The sequence below is a fragment of the Streptomyces sp. NBC_00984 genome (genome assembly GCF_045162475.1).
GTDB lineage: Bacteria > Actinomycetota > Actinomycetes > Streptomycetales > Streptomycetaceae > Streptomyces.
The window spans coordinates 7417196-7435041 of the sequence record NZ_CP108734.1 but is presented as its reverse complement, the minus strand read 5'-3'; the positions used below and the strand labels follow the sequence as shown (position 1 = coordinate 7435041).

Annotated in this window: 14 protein-coding genes; 9 read left to right on the top strand and 5 right to left on the bottom strand. The window is 70.3% G+C overall.

Features of this window, described 5'->3' with window-relative positions:
* Nucleotides 1–67 precede the first annotated feature (67 nt).
* From OG520_RS33290 to OG520_RS33250, 9 genes are all read left to right on the top strand, one after another.
* Nucleotides 68–2215, top strand: coding sequence for a peptidase C14 (locus OG520_RS33290; RefSeq protein ID WP_406015563.1), 2148 nt, complete (start codon nucleotides 68–70; stop codon nucleotides 2213–2215).
* Between the two features lie 112 nt (nucleotides 2216–2327).
* Nucleotides 2328–3584, top strand: coding sequence for a Gfo/Idh/MocA family protein (locus OG520_RS33285; RefSeq protein WP_406015562.1), 1257 nt, complete (start codon nucleotides 2328–2330; stop codon nucleotides 3582–3584).
* An 83-nt stretch (nucleotides 3585–3667) separates the two neighbouring features.
* Complete coding sequence (locus OG520_RS33280) at nucleotides 3668–4924, top strand: extracellular solute-binding protein (protein WP_406015561.1); 1257 nt, start codon at nucleotides 3668–3670, stop codon at nucleotides 4922–4924.
* A gap of 169 nt (nucleotides 4925–5093) precedes the next feature.
* Nucleotides 5094–5999 (top strand): sugar ABC transporter permease, encoded by a 906-nt coding sequence (locus OG520_RS33275; RefSeq protein ID WP_329817652.1) that lies wholly within the window; start codon nucleotides 5094–5096, stop codon nucleotides 5997–5999.
* A gap of 2 nt (nucleotides 6000–6001) precedes the next feature.
* Nucleotides 6002–6949, top strand: a complete 948-nt coding sequence (locus tag OG520_RS33270) for a carbohydrate ABC transporter permease (RefSeq protein ID WP_389974122.1) — start codon at nucleotides 6002–6004, stop codon at nucleotides 6947–6949.
* A 6-nt stretch (nucleotides 6950–6955) separates the two neighbouring features.
* On the top strand, nucleotides 6956–7984 hold the full coding sequence (locus OG520_RS33265) for an NAD-dependent epimerase/dehydratase family protein (RefSeq protein ID WP_406015560.1): 1029 nt from the start codon (nucleotides 6956–6958) through the stop codon (nucleotides 7982–7984).
* 8 nt (nucleotides 7985–7992) lie between these two features.
* On the top strand, nucleotides 7993–9048 hold the full coding sequence (locus OG520_RS33260; RefSeq protein WP_406015559.1) for a dihydrodipicolinate synthase family protein: 1056 nt from the start codon (nucleotides 7993–7995) through the stop codon (nucleotides 9046–9048).
* Complete coding sequence (locus tag OG520_RS33255; protein ID WP_406015558.1) at nucleotides 9032–10054, top strand: hydroxyacid dehydrogenase; 1023 nt, start codon at nucleotides 9032–9034, stop codon at nucleotides 10052–10054. The genes OG520_RS33260 and OG520_RS33255 overlap by 17 nt, the downstream gene beginning before the upstream one ends.
* Before the next feature lie 291 nt (nucleotides 10055–10345).
* Nucleotides 10346–11200, top strand: coding sequence for a fumarylacetoacetate hydrolase family protein (locus OG520_RS33250; RefSeq protein WP_406015557.1), 855 nt, complete (start codon nucleotides 10346–10348; stop codon nucleotides 11198–11200).
* Nucleotides 11201–11218: 18 nt separating this feature from the next.
* Here OG520_RS33250 and OG520_RS33245 read toward each other — a convergent pair whose 3' ends face one another.
* The 5 genes from OG520_RS33245 to OG520_RS33225 form a co-directional block, all read right to left on the bottom strand.
* Nucleotides 11219–12910 (bottom strand): flavin monoamine oxidase family protein, encoded by a 1692-nt coding sequence (locus OG520_RS33245; protein WP_406015556.1) that lies wholly within the window; start codon nucleotides 12908–12910, stop codon nucleotides 11219–11221.
* 49 nt (nucleotides 12911–12959) lie between these two features.
* Nucleotides 12960–13757: a carbon-nitrogen hydrolase family protein gene (locus OG520_RS33240; protein WP_399332325.1), complete on the bottom strand. Its 798-nt coding sequence runs from the start codon at nucleotides 13755–13757 to the stop codon at nucleotides 12960–12962.
* Between the two features lie 208 nt (nucleotides 13758–13965).
* Entirely contained in the window at nucleotides 13966–14421 is a 456-nt protein-coding gene (locus OG520_RS33235) for an Lrp/AsnC family transcriptional regulator (protein WP_189543760.1), read from the bottom strand.
* A gap of 110 nt (nucleotides 14422–14531) precedes the next feature.
* Entirely contained in the window at nucleotides 14532–15989 is a 1458-nt protein-coding gene (locus OG520_RS33230) for an aldehyde dehydrogenase family protein (protein ID WP_266422024.1), read from the bottom strand.
* A gap of 198 nt (nucleotides 15990–16187) precedes the next feature.
* Nucleotides 16188–17654, bottom strand: a complete 1467-nt coding sequence (locus OG520_RS33225) for a GuaB1 family IMP dehydrogenase-related protein (protein ID WP_266422022.1) — start codon at nucleotides 17652–17654, stop codon at nucleotides 16188–16190.
* Nucleotides 17655–17846: the final 192 nt, after the last annotated feature.

The following is a 17846-nucleotide window of genomic DNA, read 5'->3' as shown; positions in this document are numbered from 1 at the left end:
CGCCTCATGGCAGTCCACCGCAGGAACGCTCCCTCACTTATCGCACTTCTCGGAAGGCGAAGTCCGCATGAGCGTTCCGCACCACCACACCTCCGCCTCGTCCCGCCGGAATCTTCTTCGGGCTTCGGGTCTGGCCGGTCTGGTCATGGCCGGTTCGGCCGTGGCCGCCGGTTCCGCGCAGGCCGCACCCTCGCACACCGGCGACGTGCTCCGCGTCGACACGGTCGACGCACTGCGCGCCCTGAACACCAAGCCGCTCGACGACGGCACCCAGGTCCTGATCGCCGGCTACCGCACCCCCGGCGACGGCGGCTCCATGGCCGTGCGCTGGCACAGGAAGTCCGACGCCGCACACAACGGCGGCACCGTCATCGCCCCCGCCAGGAACGGCACCGGCCGCTGGCACCAGCTCCACACCGGAACCCTCGACTTCCGCACCTTCGGCCACTTCGACGCGAAGACCCCCGCCGACGCCGCCCTCGACGCCATGATCGCCGACAACAGCGTCCACCGCATCGAAGCCCACACCGACCTCCTCCTCACCAAACGCCACCTCTTCAACCGCTCCGACATCGAACTCGACTTCGGCGGCCACCGCATACGCACCGAAGGCATCGAGAAGAACACCCACGACAACCCCTTCGGCGCCGTCCTCTCCTTCCGCGGCACCGTCACCGACACCACCGTCGAGCACACCCTGGGCGCGGCGATGCCGGACCTCTCGGACCTCTTCGAGGTCGGCGACTCGTCGAAGTTCGCCGTCGGCCAGTGGTGGGCCGTGGAGATCGACGCCCTGGCGGGGAAGTACGAGAAGGAGATCCAGCGTCTCGTCCAGGTCACCGATGTCGTCGACCCGACGCACATCCGGGTCAACTACCAGATCGGCTGGGACCTGGCGGCGGGCCGCACGCTGACCTGGACCCGGGTCGAGCCCGTCGACCGCGCCCATGTCCGCAACATGGTCTTCGAGGGCTGGGGCGAGGACGAGATGACCGGCTCGCACCCGGTCGCCTACGAGTACGCGGTGCGCTGCGACGTCTCCGGGATCGAGGCCATCGGCACCTTCTGGCCGGTGGTGATGCGCCGCTGGTGCACGTACTACCGCACCGAGCAGTGCTCGCTGACCAACCCGAAGTCCGTCACCTACGGCGGCGCGGGCTACCTCACCCAGCAGATCTACTGCCTGTACGGGCACGTGGAGGACTGTCACACCTCCAACGCCCGTCACCTCAACGACTTCACGGCCTCCGCCTACTGCTACGTCACCAACTGCCACGGCGACGGTGACGACGAGGGCCCGTTCGTGACGCACGGCCAGTTCGAGCACGACCTCGTCTACACCGGCAACTCCGGGCTGATGACCTTCGCCAACTCCGGTGCCGCCTGGGGCGGCAGGGCCAAGCGGATCACCGTGCGCCGGCACGCCTGCTCCTGGTTCGTGGCCCGGGTCAAGATCACCGATCTGACCCTGGAGGACGTGCTGGTCATCGGCAAGAAGTCCCTGGCCGGCTCCGGAATGCTCTGGGTCAACGCCGACGGTGTGCAGATGCGCGGCTGTACGGCCACGGGTCCGCTGATCGTCTCCCGGGCCTCGGACCTCTCCGCCCGCCCCAATGTGATCGCCGACTCCTCGTTCGCGTTCGCGGCGGGCGCGGAGATCACCCAGGCCAACGTCGCCGCGCCGCTCACCATCCAGCGCAGCACCCTCAAGGGCGTCGACGGCGCGGTCCTCAACGGCACCGGCCCGCTCACCCTGGACCAGTGCACGCTGACCGGTTCCAAGGACACCGCCCCGGTCTCGCTCGCGCACGCCGACATCACCGTGCTCGGCGGCGAACTCCGCGACACCGGACTGAAGCTGACCTCGGCGAAGGACCAGCGGCTGCGCGTCGACGGAACGCGTCTGAGCGGCACCAACAAGGACGCCGCCCTGCTAGCCCGTACCGGCTCCGGACGGACCGTCGACTGGCAGCTCACCGGCCTCGACTCGACCGCGCCCAAGGGCACCGCCCATGTGCTGGTCACCGAGGGCCCCAACCGCTACCGGGCCACCGGCTCCACCTTCACCGGCGGCCGGCTCGAACTGCGGCCCGCGGCGTTCACCGGCGACAGCCACCTGCTGCACACCGGCTGCGTCGAGGACGGCACCGAGCGCACCGCGCTGCCGGACGAGGGCGGCCGCGTCGCCCACACCGCGGCCACGCTGCGGTTCTGACCACCTCGGGGCCTCTCGTCCGGATCAGGCCGGGCTCGCGAGGTCTGGCACGCACGCTGATCCGGCCTGATCCGAACGAAAGACCCCAACCCATCGAGCACCAGGGATTCCCGTGTCCACGCATACCCCGATCACCGGCCGGCCCGTACGGGTCGCGCTCGTCGGCGCCGGCAACCGCGGTCTGACGTACGCCGAGTGGATCAAGGCGCACCCCGAGCGCGCCGAGCTCGTCGCCGTCGCCGATCCGCGCCCCGCGGCTCGGGCCGCCGCCGGCGCACCCGTCGAGTTCGACGACTGGCGGCCGCTGGTCGAGAACCGCATCGCCGACGCCGTCGTCGTCGCCACCCAGGACCGCTTCCATGTGGAGCCGGTGCTGGCGCTGGCCGAGGCCGGTTACGCGATCCTCGCCGAGAAGCCCCTCGCCCCGACCGAGGAGGAGACCCGGCGGATCGTCGAGGGCGTGGAGCGGTCCGGGGTCCTGTTCGCGGTGTGCCACGTCATGCGGTACACCCCGTACACCGACCTGGTGAAGGAGGTCGTGGACTCCGGCGTGCTCGGTCAGCTGGTCTCCCTCGACCATCTGGAGCCGGTCGGCTGGTGGCACTACGCCCACAGCTATGTGCGCGGGCCGTGGCGCAGCGAGAAGGACTCCTCCCCGATGCTGCTCGCCAAGTCCTGCCACGACCTGGACTGGATCACCTACGTGATGGGCGGCCGGATCGAGCAGGTGTCGAGCTTCGGCGGACTGAAGCACTTCCGGCCACAGAACGCTCCGGCCGGGTCCGCCGGGCGCTGTCTCGACTGTGCGGTCGAGGCCGACTGCCCGTACAGCGCGCTGAAGCTGTACATGCCGACGCTGCGCGAGAAGGGCGCGGTCTGGCCGGTCACCCATGTCACCGAGGCGACCGACGAGGCCGGTCTCGTCCAGGCGCTGCGCGAGGGCCCGTACGGCGTCTGCGTGTACCGCGGTGACAACGACGTGGTCGACCACCAGGTCCTCGCCATGCAGCTGACGGACGGGGTGACCGCGACCTTCCAGATGGTGGCGTTCACCGAGCAGACGCACCGCCAGACCCGGATCTTCGGCTCGCACGGCTGGCTGATCGGCGACGGCGAGCGGGTCACGGTGCAGGACTTCCGGACCGGCGAGTCCACCGTCCATGAACTCGGCACGTCCGGTTCGAACGCGGCCGACGGGCACGGTGGCGGGGACGCCGCGCTCGTCGAGGCGTTCGTCACCGCCGTCGCCACGGGTGATGCCGGGGCGGTCCGCTCCGGTCCCGCCACCTCGCTCGGCAGTCATCTCGCGGCGTTCGCCGCCGAACGTGCCCGGCACACCGGCACCGTCCAGACGGTCCCGGCGCAGTGACTCCCCCTGAAGGGCCTGTCGTTCGGACCGGACCGGGCTCCCCCTCTTCCCGCCCCACCCTCACGTCCTCGGAGGACCACCTCATGTCCCGTCTCCTCACCCGCCGTTCCAGAGTCCGCGCCCTGGCCGCCCTCGTCGTGGCCACCGCGCTCGCCGCCGGTGTGCTGGCCGGCTGTTCCGGCAGCGGCAGCGACGGCAACACCGTCACCATGTGGACCTACCCGGTCATCTTCGACGAGGCCAAGAACAAGGCGTACTGGGACGGCCTGATCAAGGCGTTCGAGAAGGAGCACTCGGGCGTCAAGGTGAAGGTGGAGACCTTCCCGTGGGCCAACCGCGACACCGCGCTGGCCACCGCGATCGCCTCCGGCAAGGGCCCGGACGCGGTCTACCTGATCCCCGACCAGCTGCCGAAGTACGCCAAGAGCATCGTCCCGGCCGACGACTACATGCCGGCCGACGCCAAGTCGGACTACACGGACTTCGCCCTGAAGTCCGTCACGGTCGACGGCAAGGCCCTCGCCACCCCGATCCTGACCAGCGCCAACCCGCTGATCTGCGACAAGCGGGTGTTCGCCGCGATCGGCGAGAAGACCTACCCGACGAGCTGGGCGGAGCTGGAGGCGCTGGCCCCGAAGCTGAAGGAGAAGGGCTACTACGCCACCACCTACTACGGCGACACCCAGCAGACACTCAACATGACCTTCTACCCGCTGCTGTGGCAGGCCGGCGGCGACGTCTTCTCCGAGGACGGCAAGAACGTCACCTTCAACGACGCGGCCGGTGTCAAGGCCCTGACGTACCTGAAGAAGCTCGTCGCCGGCGGCTACACCGACAAGGACCTGGTCACGACCACGCCCAAGCTGGAGCAGACCCCGACCGCCAAGGGCAAGGTCGCCTGCACCTGGCAGAACACCCCGGCGGACGTCGAGCCCTTCTGGGGCAAGGAGAACATCGTCGTCCAGCCGCCGCTGAAGGACGCGAAGTCGGTCGGCTACGGCACGGTCGGCGCGCTGTCGATGCTGAAGGGCGCCGACAAGAAGAACACCGGTGACTGGCTGAACTTCGTCGCCGAGTCGAAGAACGCGGCCGGCCTGCAGAAGGCCGCGGGCTACTTCCCGGCCCGCAAGTCCGGCGGCGACCTGTACCCGGGCGACGCCCTTCAGACGGCGGTCGGCGCCACGCTGCCGAGCATGACCGTGGGCCCGCTCCAGGACAAGGCCCGTGAGGTCCAGGGCGTGCTCGCGCCGGAGATCCAGGCGGCGCTGCTGGGCAAGAAGAGCCCGCAGGAGGCACTGAACGCCGCGCAGAAGGCCGCTCAGGCGATGCTCGGCCGCTGATCGGGCGCGGTTCCGGGATCCGGCCGCACCCGGATCCCGGAACCGCCCTCCCCGGGGGCCCAGGGCCTCTCGTTCGGATCAGGCCGGACCCCGCGAGCCCGGCCTGATCCAAACGAAAGACCCTGACCCCCGACCCCCCTCAATTCCCCCGTACCGCAAGGAGATCCCCGTGGCAGTCGTCGCGGAACCAACCCGCCGGGGCCGTCGCAGCGGGCCGCAGGCGCGCCGCGAGGCCCGGATCGGCCTGCTCTTCGTCCTTCCGTGCTTCCTGCTCTTCCTGGCGTTCCGGTTCGGTCCGGGCATCGCCGGGGTGCTGATGAGCTTCACCGACTACACCCTCACGGGCGGCGGCAGCTTCATCGGGCTGGACAACTTCACCCGCCTCTGGGACGACCCGCTGTTCTGGCAGGCGCTGAAGGTCACGGTCCTCTACACCGTGCTCGCGGTGCCGGGCACGCTCATCGCCTCGGTGTCCCTGGCCCTGATCACCCGCCGCGCGTTCCGCGGCGCCAAGTTCTTCCGGTCGGTGTTCTTCCTGCCGGTCGTCACCTCGCTGGTGCTGGCCGCCACCGTCTTCGTCTGGATCTTCTCGACCGGTGGGCCGTGGTCCACCCTGATGAGCTGGTTCGGGATGTCCGAGGGCTCCTGGCTCTCCGACGACGTGCTGGTGCTGCCCGCGCTCGCGATCGTCGGCGTCTGGTCCCGCTTCGGGTACGGGATGCTCATCCTGCTGGCCCGGATGCAGGACATCCCGCGTGAGCTGGAGGAGGCGGCCCTCACCGACGGCGCGGGCCCCTGGCAGCGGTTCCGGTACATCGTGCTGCCGCAGCTCAAGCCCGCCCTGTTCTTCCTCGCCGTGATCGAGACGACGGCGTCGTTCCAGGTCTTCGACGCGGTCTACACGATGACCGGCGGCGGCCCCGCCAACGCCAGCTACACGCTCGTCTTCCAGCTCTACGACGCGGGCTTCAAGTACTTCGACCTGGGTTACGCCTCCGCCATCGGCGTCGCGCTCTTCGCGCTGACCGTGGTGGTCGCGGTGATCCAGCGGCTCGTGATCGGGAAGGACCAGTGACCATGACCGCAGCACCCGCAGAGACCGAGACCCCGCCCGCGCCGAAGGCCCCCGCGGCTCCCGACCGGGCCGCGCGCCGCGCCGAACGCAAACTGCGCAAGCTCTCGGAGCAGGACACCGTCCCGTACGGCATGCGGCCCACCCGGGCCGGCCGGATCGGCCGCGCCGTGCTGCTGACGGTGGCCGCGCTCGTGACGGTCTTCCCGTTCTACGCGATGGTCGTGCTCTCCCTGAAGCCGTCCGCGGCGGTCGAGTTCCCCGGCAGTCTGCTGCCGTGGCCACTGACCGGCGAGGCCTACGACACCGTCATGAACTCCCAGGACGTGCCGCGCTGGCTGTTCAACACGCTGATCTACTCGGTCGTCTCGGTTGTCGGCGTGCTGCTGCTCGCCTCGCTCGCCGGGTACGCCTTCGCCAAGAAGCGCTTCCCGGGCCGGGAGACGATGTTCTGGTCGTTCCTGTCGATGGTGATGGTCCCGTACCACGTCACGATGATCCCGACCTTCGCGATGATCGCGAAGCTGGGCGGCGTGGACACGTACTGGGGTCTGATCGTGCCGACCCTCGCCAACGCCCAGGCGGTGTTCCTGATGCGGCAGTTCATCCAGGGGCTGCCGGACGAACTCTTCGAGGCGGCCCGGCTCGACGGCTGCAACGAGTGGCAGATCTTCTACCGGATCGTGCTGCCGCTGCTGAAGCCGATCCTGGCCACGCTCGGCGTCTTCGTCTTCCTGTGGCACTGGAACGACTTCCTGTGGCCGCTGGTCATCGGCCAGTCCACCGACATGCGCACCCTCACCGTCGGCATCGCCTCGCTCCAGCAGCAGAACGTGCCGCTCAATGTGGTGCTCTCCGGCTCCGTCATCGCGTTCGTGCCCATCTTCGCCGCGTACATGGTGGGCCAGCGCTACTTCACCGAGGGCGTCACCGCGTCCGGAATCAAGGGATAGCCACCAATGTTCACCGATGAGGCCGCACTCGAAGAGCGGCTCGCCACCCCCTCCCCCGCGCTCGTCGCCGATCTCGGCCGCCTCGAAGGCGATCTGCTGGTGCTCGGCGCCGGCGGCAAGATGGGCCCCAGCCTGTGCCGGCTCGCCCGCCGGGCGCTGGACGCCGCGGGCCGCCAGGACGTGACCGTGTACGCGGTCTCCCGCTGGTCCGACAGGGCCGCCGCGGACGAGCTGGAGGCCGCCGGGGTCTCCACCGTGGCCTTCGACCTGATGGACCCGGCCGCCGATCTGGCCGAACTGCCGGACGCCGGGAACGTCGTCTTCATGGTCGGCGCCAAATTCGGCTCCGCCGGGGCCCCCTCGCACGCCTGGGCGGTGAACGCCGCGATGCCGGACCGGGTGGCGCGCCGCTGGTCGGGGGCGCGGATCGCCGCGTTCTCCACCGGCAATGTGTACCCGCTGGTGCCGGTCTCCTCCGGCGGCTGCACCGAGAGCGACCCGGTCGGCCCGGTCGGCGAGTACGCCATGTCGTGCCTGGGCCGGGAGCGGATCTTCGGCCACGCGGCGCTGACCCGCGGCACCAGGGTCGCCAACATCCGCCTCAACTACGCGGTCGACCTGCGCTACGGCGTCCTCGCCGACATCGCCTACCGGGTACAGGCGGGCGAGCCCGTCGATGTGACGACCGGTCATGCCAATGTGGTGTGGCAGGGGTACGCCAACGAGGTCGCCCTGCGCTCGCTGCTGCACGCCACCGACGGCGAGGCGTTCACCCTCAATCTCACCGGCCCCGAGACCGCTTCGGTGCGCCGCGTCGCCCGGTGGTTCGGCGAGGAGTTCGGCAAGGATCCGGTCTTCGCCGGCGAGGAGGCGCCTACCGCGCTGCTCTCCGACGCGAGCCGCTGCCACGCGCTGTTCGGCTACCCGGACGTCGCCCTGCGCACCCTCGTCGAGTGGCAGGCCGACTGGCTGCGCCGCGGGCTGCCGCTGTCCGGCAAGCCCACCAAGTTCCAGGTCCGTGACGGAAGGTTCTGATCCACTCCATGTCCACTCCCTCCCTCGTGTCGACCCCCGCCCTGGACGCGCTCGCCCACGGTGCCGTGATCCCCGCGCACCCGCTCGCCCTGCACGACGACGGCTCCTTCGACGAACGCCGGCAGCGTGCGCTGACCCGCTACTACCTCGCCTCGGGCGCGGGCGGCGTCGCCGTCGCCGTGCACACCACCCAGTTCGAGATCCGCGAACCGGAGATCGGCCTGTTCCGGCCGGTCCTGGAGCTCGCCGCCGAAACGATCGACGCCGAGGCCGGCCGGCCGTTCATCAAGGTCGCCGGTGCCTGCGGCTACACGGCGCAGGCCGTCTCGGAGGCCGAGACCGCCGCCGAGCTCGGCTACGACGCGGTGCTGCTCAGCCCGGCCGTGCCCGGTGCGGACGAGAAGGGGCTGCTGGAACGGGCGCGGGCGGTCGGCGAGGTGCTGCCGGTGATCGGCTTCTACCTCCAGGAGGCCGTCGGCGGACGGTATCTGTCGCCGCACTTCTGGTCGTCGTTCACCGATCTGCCGAACACCGCCGCGGTGAAGATCGCCCCGTTCGACCGCTACCGGACCGCCGATGTCGTACGCGCCGTGGCCGCCGCGGACCGGGCCGACGAGGTGGCGCTGTACACCGGCAACGACGACGACATCATCGGTGATCTGCTCACCCCGTACGAGACGGCGGGCGGCACGCCGCGCTGGTTCGCGGGCGGGCTCCTCGGCCAGTGGGCCGTGTGGACCGGCTCCGCGGTGACGCTGCTGGACGACGTCCGCAGGGCGCGCGGCGGGGACCACGAGGCGATGGTGCGCTGCCTGGCCCGGCGCCCCGAGCTGACCGATGCCAACAGCGCGGTCTTCGATGTGCGCGGCGCGTTCCGCGGCTGCATCGCCGGGGTGCACGAAGTCCTGCGCCGACAGGGCCTGTTGGCGAACATCCGGTGCCTGGACCCGGCCGAGACGCTCTCGCCCGGACAGGCCGAGGAGATCAGCCGGGTGGCCGCGGCCTACCCTTGGCTGACCGACGACGCCTTCGTTGCGGAGCACCTCGATGCCTGGCTCTCCTGATCCTGCCGACCGCTCCCGGGTGGTCGTCGCCGTACCACCGGACCTGCGGGCCCAGTTCTTCACCGCCGAGGTGTGGCGGGATCTGGAGCGGGCGGCCGAACTCACCGTCGTCGACGACCATTCCGACCGGGCGGCGGTCACGGCCGCGCTGCCCGGGGCACGTGCGCTGATCACCTCGTGGCGGGCGCCCCGGGTGGACAGCGAACTGCTGTCCCACGCCGACCGACTGGAGCTGGTGGCGCACACCGGTTCGGCGGTCGCGCCCTATGTCACCGAGGAGGTGTTCCGGCGGGGCATCCTGGTCACCCAGGCCGGTGACGAGATGGCCCGCCCGGTCGCCGAGGTGGCCCTCGCGTTCACGCTCTCGCTGCTCCACCGCGTCCACCGTTTCGACCACGCGCTGCGGGGCGGGCAGGAGTGGGCGGCGGCGAGCGAGGCGCCGCCGCGCCACGAGATCCACGGCAGCGACATCGGCGTGATCGGTGCCTCCCGCACCGGGCGTGCCTACATCGCCCTGGTACGGGCGATGGGGGCGCGGGTGGGCGTCACCGACCCGTACCTGTCCGATGCGGACGCCGAGGCGCTCGGCGTGGAGTCCGTACCCCTGGAGACGCTGCTGTCGCGCAGCAAGATCGTGGCCGTGCACGCCCCGGTCACCGAGGAGACCCACCGGATGATCGGCGTCGAGCAGCTGGCGCTGATGCCGGACGGGGCGGGGCTGGTGAACACCGCCAGATCGTGGCTGGTCGACGAGGACGCGCTCCTCGCCGAGCTGGCCCGGGGCCGGCTGGACGCGGCGATCGATGTCTTCGACGACGAGCCGCTGCCCACCGGCCACCCCTTCCGTTCCCTGCCGAACGTGCTGCTCACCCCGCACCAGGCGGCGGGCAGTGTCGAGTGCCGGCAGCGGCTCGGCGCCAGCGCGGTCGACGAGGTGCTGCGGCTGCTCGCCGGACGCCCGCCGGTCCACGCCGTCTCCGCCGACGCCCTCGCCCGCCTGCACTAAGACCGACCGGCAATTGGGGGGCGGCGTCGCGGGGCTGGGTGCGCGCGTCTGCGGCGTTGTCGTCAATCACCATGGCTCCTTCCCCGAGCTCTCAGCTGCGTTCGAGCAGGGGAGACCCCATCTGCCTCAATCCTCCACCTTGCAGCCGCACGCACCCAGCCCCGCTCCTTCTCCCACCCCCCAATTGCCGGTCGGTCTAAGGGCTGTCCCGCGGATCATGGCCGGACAGGCCCTGCTGCGACAAGGCCCCAGAGAGCCCCAACCCCCGTACCGTTCAGGAGATTTCACTTCATGCGACTGATGCGCATCGGCGAGCCGGGCCACGAGCGCCCGGTCCTCGTCTGCCCCGAGGGCCGTCACTACGACCTGTCCGGCATCACCGACGACATCGACGGCCCGTTCCTCGCCGCACTCGCCGACAATCCGCACCTGGTGCCCGCCGAGCCGGTGCTCCCGGAGATCGACATCACCGGTCAGCGGATCGGCGCGCCCGTGGCCCGGCCCTCCGCGCTGCTCTGCATCGGCCAGAACTACGCCGCCCACGCGGCGGAGTCGGGTGCCGAGCCGCCCGAGCAGCCGATCCTCTTCTACAAGTCGCCGAACACCGTCGTCGGCCCGTATGACGACGTCCTGATCCCGCGCGGCTCCAAGAAGACGGACTGGGAGGTGGAGCTGGCCGTCGTCATCGGCCGTCGCGCCTCCTACCTGGACTCCCCCGCCGACGCCGCCGCGCACATCGCGGGCTACGCCGTCAGCAACGACGTCTCCGAACGCGCCTTCCAGCTGGAGGAGTCGGGCGGCCAGTGGTCCAAGGGCAAGAGCTGCGCCACGTTCAACCCGCTGGGCCCGGTGCTGGTGACCGCCGACGAGGTCGGCGACCCGCAGCGGCTGCGGCTGCGGCTGCGCAGCTACGTCAACGGCGAGCCGCGGCAGGACTCCGGCACCGCGGACATGATCTTCAGCGTGGCGCATCTGGTGCACCATCTGTCGCAGTACCTGGTGCTGGAGCCCGGTGACATCGTCAACACCGGTACCCCGCAGGGCGTGGCGCTGTCCGGCCGCTTCCCCTACCTGGGCCCGGACGATGTGATGGAGGTCGAGATCTCGGGCCTCGGCCGGCAGCGCAGCGTCTGCCGGCCCGCGTAACGGAAGCCGCAAGGCGGCTCAGTCCTCCGGGAGTTCGACCGGGGCGATCTCGTCGAAGACGTCGCCGGGGCCGGGGTTCGTCGCATCGGTCGCGCCGCCGAACTGGGTCATCACACCCCAGACGGCGTTGAGCGCGGTCTGTACGGCGCCCTCGGCCCATCCGGCCGTCCAGGAGATGTCGTCGCCCGCGAGGAACAGGCCCCGGCGGTCGGCGGGCAGCCGGTCCTGCATGAAGTGGGTGAACAGCCGCCGCTGGTAGCGGTAGTGGCCCGGCAGATTGGCCTTGAACGCCCCCATGAACCACGGCTCGTTCTCCCAGGAGACGGTCACCGGGTTGCCGATGATGTGCTTCCTGATGTCGACGTCCGGATAGATCTCGCCGAGCGACTTGAGCATGACGTCCATGCGCTCGTTCGGGGAGAGCGGCAGCCACTTCAGACTGTCGTCGCACCAGGTGTACGAGAGACAGATGACGGCGGGCCGGTCGGGACCGTCGTCCAGCAGGTACGTCCCCCGGGTCATCCGGTCGGTGAGCGTCATCGACATGGTGTCCCGCCCCGTGGCCGCGTCCTTGTCCAGCCAGAACGGCCGGTCGACGGGCACGAAGAGCTTGGACGACTCCATGTAGTGGGTGCGCTCCATCGCCGTCCAGTGGTCGATCGGGAAGAGCGCGTCGTCGCAGTCGATCTTCGAGAGCAGCAGCCAGGACTGCCCGGTGAAGATCGCGGCCGGGTAGGTGCGGATGTCGCCGGTGGCGTCGGTGACGGTGATCCGGTTGCCGGCGGTGCGGTTCAGCCGGGTCACGGCGGGGCGCGGCTCGCCTTCGTGCAGCGAGGACAGCGACGTGCCGAGCGGCCAGTGGACGATCTTCTGCGGCTCGCGGTCCCAGAGCCGCAGCGGGAGCTGCTGGCTGCCGCCGACGATGCCGCGGTGGTGGTCGTCCGCCTCGGTGTAGACGACGCGGAGGATCTCCAGGATGGAGTTGGGGAAGTCGGTGTCCCAGCCGCCGGTGCCGAAGCCGACCTGGCCGAAGATCTCCCGGTGCCGGAACGACTTGAAGGCGTCGGAGTCGCAGAGGAATCCGTAGAAGGTCTGGTTGTCGAGCTTCTGGACGAGCTCGGCCCAGATCTCCCGGATGCGCGGCACGTCGCGCTCGCGCATCGCGCGGTTCATGTCGGAGAAGTCCGCGCCCTCCTCCAGGCACCGGTTCCAGGCGTCCATCACATCGCGGTAGACCTGCGGCAGGTCGTCGATGGTCCGCGCGTAGTGCGACTCGCCCTTGAGGTCGACGACGGTCGACGGGGTGGCCGCGGAGAGCGGGTTGGGAAACGGCCTGGTCTCCAGGCCGACCAGGTCGATGTAGTGCTGGAGCGCGGTGGAGGACGGCGGGAACCGCATCGCGCCCATCTCGGCGGTGAGTTCCGGGTCGCATCCGTCGAACCCGACGGTGCGCAGTCGGCCGCCGATCTCGTCCGCCTCGTAGACGACGGGCTTGAGCCCCATCTTCATCAGCTCGTACGCGGCGACGATGCCGGAGAGTCCGCCGCCGATGACGGCGACCTCGGTGCCGTGCTCGGTCGCGGGTATCTGGCCGATGCCGGCCGGGTGCGCCAGGAAGTCGTCGTACGCGTAGGGGAAGTCCGGTCCGAACATGGTGATCGGCTCGGTGGCGTCGGTGTGCTGGACGGCGTTGGGCACCGTGGACGTCATGGGGCAGGGACTCCTTGCGCGAATGAAGGTGGAACGGAGGGGTGCGGGCTCAGACGAGGGAGCCGTACAGACCGGGGCGGCGGTCGTGCAGATACGGGTTGGCGGCGCGCGAGGCGCTCAGGAAATCGGGGTCGACCTCGCCGACGACCAGTTCCTCGCCGCGTCCGGCGCGGGTGCGGACGGTGCCGTCGGGGCCGGCCAGGCAGCTCAGCCCGACGAACTCGAACTCGCCTTCCGGGCCGGTCCTGTTGACGTACGCCACGTACATCTGGTTCTCGAAGGCACGGACCGGCACGACGGACTCGGCGACGAACTGGAAGGGGTGCATCTGCGCGGTGGGCACCAGGAGCAGATCGGTGCCCGCGAGTGCGTGCGCGCGGACGTTCTCGGGGAACTCGACGTCGTAGCAGATCATGATCCCGACGCGTACGCCGTCCAGTTCGGCCTGGACCACGGTCTGCTCGCCCGGGGTGAACCACTCCTGCTCGAAGCCGCCGAAGAGGTGGGTCTTGCGGTAGTTCGCGAGCGCCGCCCCGTCCTCCCCGATGAGCTGCGCGGCGTTGAAGATCCGCTCGCCGGCGCGCTCCGGGTAGCCGTAGAGGACGGCGAGCCCGTGCCGTGCGGCGATCTCGCCGACGGCCAGGGCGGACGGCCCGTCGGCCGGCTCGGCCAGCCGGGGCACATCGGCCCCGATGGCGTATCCGGTCAGGAACAGTTCGGGGCAGACCAGCAGTCGCGCCCCGGCGTCGGCCGCCCGCCGTGCGGCTTCGCCGAGCGTCTCGATGTTCTCGTCCACGTGCCCGGGTCGTCCGGAGCTCTGGAGCAGGGCGGTGCGCAACGGCGGCATGGCTGACCTCGGACGGTGCGGGCGGGGCGGGGACGTATCGACGGTACGGTCCGCCGCTCGCGCCCGACAAGGCGCGACCGTTGCGCGTACACCGTCGATCCATTGCGCGCCGACGGCCACCGGCGGCGATTCATTGCGTGGGGCGTCGTCGCAGGTCAAAAGGGTGACCCAGGTCTCACGCGGGACAGCCGGCAGGCCCGCCCGGCACCTACTCCGGCGCGCCCGAGGAGTACCGGCGCAGCAACGGCGACAGCACCAGGACGGACTTCGTCCGCTCCACGTACGGCTCGCCCGCGATCCGCTCCAGGACCTGCTCGAAGTGGCGCATGTCCGCGGCGAAGACCTGCACGATCGCGTCGGCCTCCCCGGTCACCGTGGACGCCGAAGCGATCTCCGGATAGCGCGCGAGCCCCTGCTTGATCGCCTCCGGCGAGGTGTTGCGGCTGCAGTAGATCTCGATGAACCCCTCGGTCTCCCAGCCCAGCGCCGCCGGGTCCACCCGGACCGTGAAGCCGGTGATGGCGCCCTCGGCGCGCAGCCGGTCCACGCGGCGTTTCACGGCGGGCGCGGACAGGCCGATCATCGCGCCGATGTCGGCGTAGGAGCGCCGGGCGTCTTCGGCGAGGGCGTGGACGATGCGTTCGTCGAGGTCGTTCAGGCGCACTTCGGGCGGGTCACTTCTCTGCGATGGCCGGTGTCGGGGGCGGCGCGGGCCGCCTCCGAAGTAGACCATGGCGCGCCCGGTCGGGCGCGCTCACCGCAGGGCGTGACCGGTCAGAACGGGAACCGCGAGCGGCCGTGCTGCACCGAGATCCACTTCTGGCTGGTGAAGGCCTCGACCATCGCGTCGCCGTTCAGCCGGCCGAGGCCGGAGCTCTTCTCGCCGCCGAAGGGGACGATCGGCTCGTCGTGGACCGTGCCGTCGTTGATGTGGATCATGCCGGTGTGGATGCGCTGCCCGACCCGTACGCCGCGCTCGATGTCACCGGTGTGCACCGCGCCGCTCAGGCCGTACGGGGTGTCGTTGGCGATCCGCACCGCCTCGTCCTCGCCGTCGAACGGCACGAGGAGCGCGACCGGCCCGAAGATCTCCTGGGACAGGACGGGGGAATCGGCGGCCAGCCCGGTCAGCACGGACGGGCTCACCAGATTGCCGTCGGCCCTGCCGTGCAGCAGGGCCGTCGCACCGGCCGCCACGGTCTGCTCGACGAGCGAGGAAATGGCCTCGGCCTGCGAGGAGTTGATCAGCGGGCCGATCACGGTCTCCGGGTCGGCCGGGTCGCCGACCGGCAGCGAGGCGACCTTGGCGACGAACTTCTCGGTGAACTCCTTCTCCACCGCCCGGTCGACCAGGATCCGGTTGGCGGCCATGCAGACCTGGCCCTGGTGCACGTACCGGCTGAACACGGCCGCGTCCACGGCGTAGTCCAGATCGGCGTCGTCTAGGACGATCAGCGCGCTGTTGCCGCCGAGTTCGAGCACGGCGCGCTTGAGGTTCGCCGCGCAGACCGTGGCGACGTGCCGCCCCACCTTGTCCGAGCCGGTGAAGGAGATGACCTGCGGAACGGGGTGCTCCAGCAGCGCGTCACCGATCTCGGCGATGTCGGTGACCACGACGTTCAGCAGGCCGGCCGGCAGCCCGGCCTCCTCGAACACCTTCGCCACCAGCGTGCCGCCGCAGACCGGGGTGTTCTGGTGCGGCTTGAGCACCACCGCGTTGCCGAGGGCCAGGGCGGGGGCGACCGACTTCAGCGACAGCAGGAACGGGAAGTTGAAGGGGCTGATGACGCCCACGACGCCGACGGGCACCCGGTAGACACGGTTCTCCTTGCCCTCGGTCGGCGAAGGCAGTATCTGCCCGGCGGGCCGCAGTGCGAGCTGGACCGACTCCCGCAGGAACTCCTTGGCAAGGTGCAGCTCGAAGGCCGCCTTCAGCCGGGTGCCGCCCAGTTCCGCGACGATCGCGTCGCCGATCTCGGACTCGCGCTCCTCGACGATGCGCAGCGCCCGCTCCAGCACCATCCGCCTGGCGTACGGGTTGGTGTCGCCCCAGGCCCGCTGGGCGTCCTGCGCGGACCGGTAGGCCTGGTCCACCTCGTCGGCCGTGGCGACCGTGATCGAGGCGAGCTTCTCGCCGTTGTACGGATTGAAGTCGATGATGTCCCAGGAGCCCTTGCCCGGCCTCCACTCTCCGTCGATGTACTGATGAGCCAGGTCGGTGAAGAAGGACATGAGATCCCTTACCACGGAGGAACGGGCAGCTGATTGGGTTTCATGTTACTTACATTCCACCGGGGTTGAAGCGGCTCACTGCGCCGACCGGGGGCCGGAACCGGACATCCGCGCCATCCGGTGAAAGCACCCGAAAACGCCGGTGCCCCTCCGGGCCCGAACGGCCCGGAGGGGCACCGGCGTTACGGTGCTTCGGGATCAACTCCAGCTGGCGTGCAGCGGCTTGCCCTCGGCGTAACCGGCGGCGCTCTGCACCCCGACGACCGCCTTCTCGGCGAACTCCGCCAGGGAGGCCGCGCCGGCGTAGGTGCAGGAGGAGCGGACGCCCGCGATGATCGAGTCGATCAGGTCCTCGACGCCGGGCCTGGCCGGGTCGAGGAACATCCGCGAGGTGGAGATGCCCTCCTCGAAGAGCGCCTTGCGGGCCCGGTCGTACGAGGACTCGTCCGAGGTGCGGTTCTTCACGGCGCGCGCGGACGCCATGCCGAAGGACTCCTTGTAGAAGCGGCCGTCGGCGGACTGCTGGAGGTCGCCGGGCGACTCGTACGTTCCGGCGAACCAGGAGCCGATCATCACGTTGGACGCGCCCGCGGCGAGCGCCATGGCGACATCGCGCGGGTGCCGGACGCCGCCGTCCGCCCAGACGTGCTTGCCGTACTTCTTCGCCTCGGCGGCGCACTCCAGAACGGCGGAGAACTGCGGCCGGCCCACACCGGTCATCATCCGGGTGGTGCACATGGCGCCGGGGCCGACACCGACCTTGATGATGTCCGCACCGGCCTCGATGAGGTCGCGCACGCCCTCGGCGGCGACGATGTTGCCCGCGACGATCGGGACGTGCGGGTCGAGCGCGCGGACGGCCCGGACCGCGCTGATCATGGACTCCTGGTGGCCGTGGGCGGTGTCCACGACGAGCGTGTCGACGCCCGCGTCGAGAAGCTGCTTGGCCTTGCCCGCGACATCGCCGTTGATCCCGACGGCGGCGGCGATCCGCAGCCTGCCGTCGGCGTCGGTGGCGGGGGTGTACAGGGTGGCGCGCAGGGCTGCCTTACGGGTGAGGATGCCGACGAGCCGGCCCTCCGCGTCGACGGCGGGGGCGAGCTTGCGGTTGGCACCGTCCAGCTTGTTGAACGCGTCGCGCGGGTCGATGTCCGCGTCGAGCAGCACCAGGTCCTTGGACATGACCTCGGAGAGCTGGGTGAAGCGGTCGACGCCGGTCAGGTCGTGCTCGGTGACGACACCGAGGGGCCGCTGCTCCTCGTCGACGACGACGCCCGCGCCGTGCGCGCGCTTCGGCAGCAGCGACAGGGCGTCGGCGACCGTCTGGCCCGGGGCCAGCACGATCGGCGTGTCGAGCACCAGGTGCCGCGTCTTCACCCAGGAGATGACGTCGGTGACGACCTCGATCGGGATGTCCTGCGGGATGACGACGAGCCCACCGCGGCGGGCGATCGTTTCGGCCATCCGGCGGCCCGCGATGGCCGTCATGTTCGCGACGACGAGCGGGATGGTGGTGCCGGTGCCGTCGGGCGAGGAGAGATCGACACCCTGGCGGGAACCGACTGCCGAACGGCCCGGGACCATGAAGACGTCGTCGTACGTGAGGTCGTACGGGACCGAGGGGGACTCTGTGTAACGACCAGTACCGGGCTCAAGAAAACGCATAACGCTCATTTTTTCATACGTAACGGAGCAGGTCGCTTCCACGAAGGCACAGCAAAGGACACCCGCGTTCGTATGTTCCTCCGAAGGAACCGGGCGGGAGTCCCGGGCAAGTGGAACCTGCCTTGCCCGCGGACCCTACCCGAAGGACGTTCGAATCATTCCCGATCATCTTCCCTGGACCTGGTGACAAGG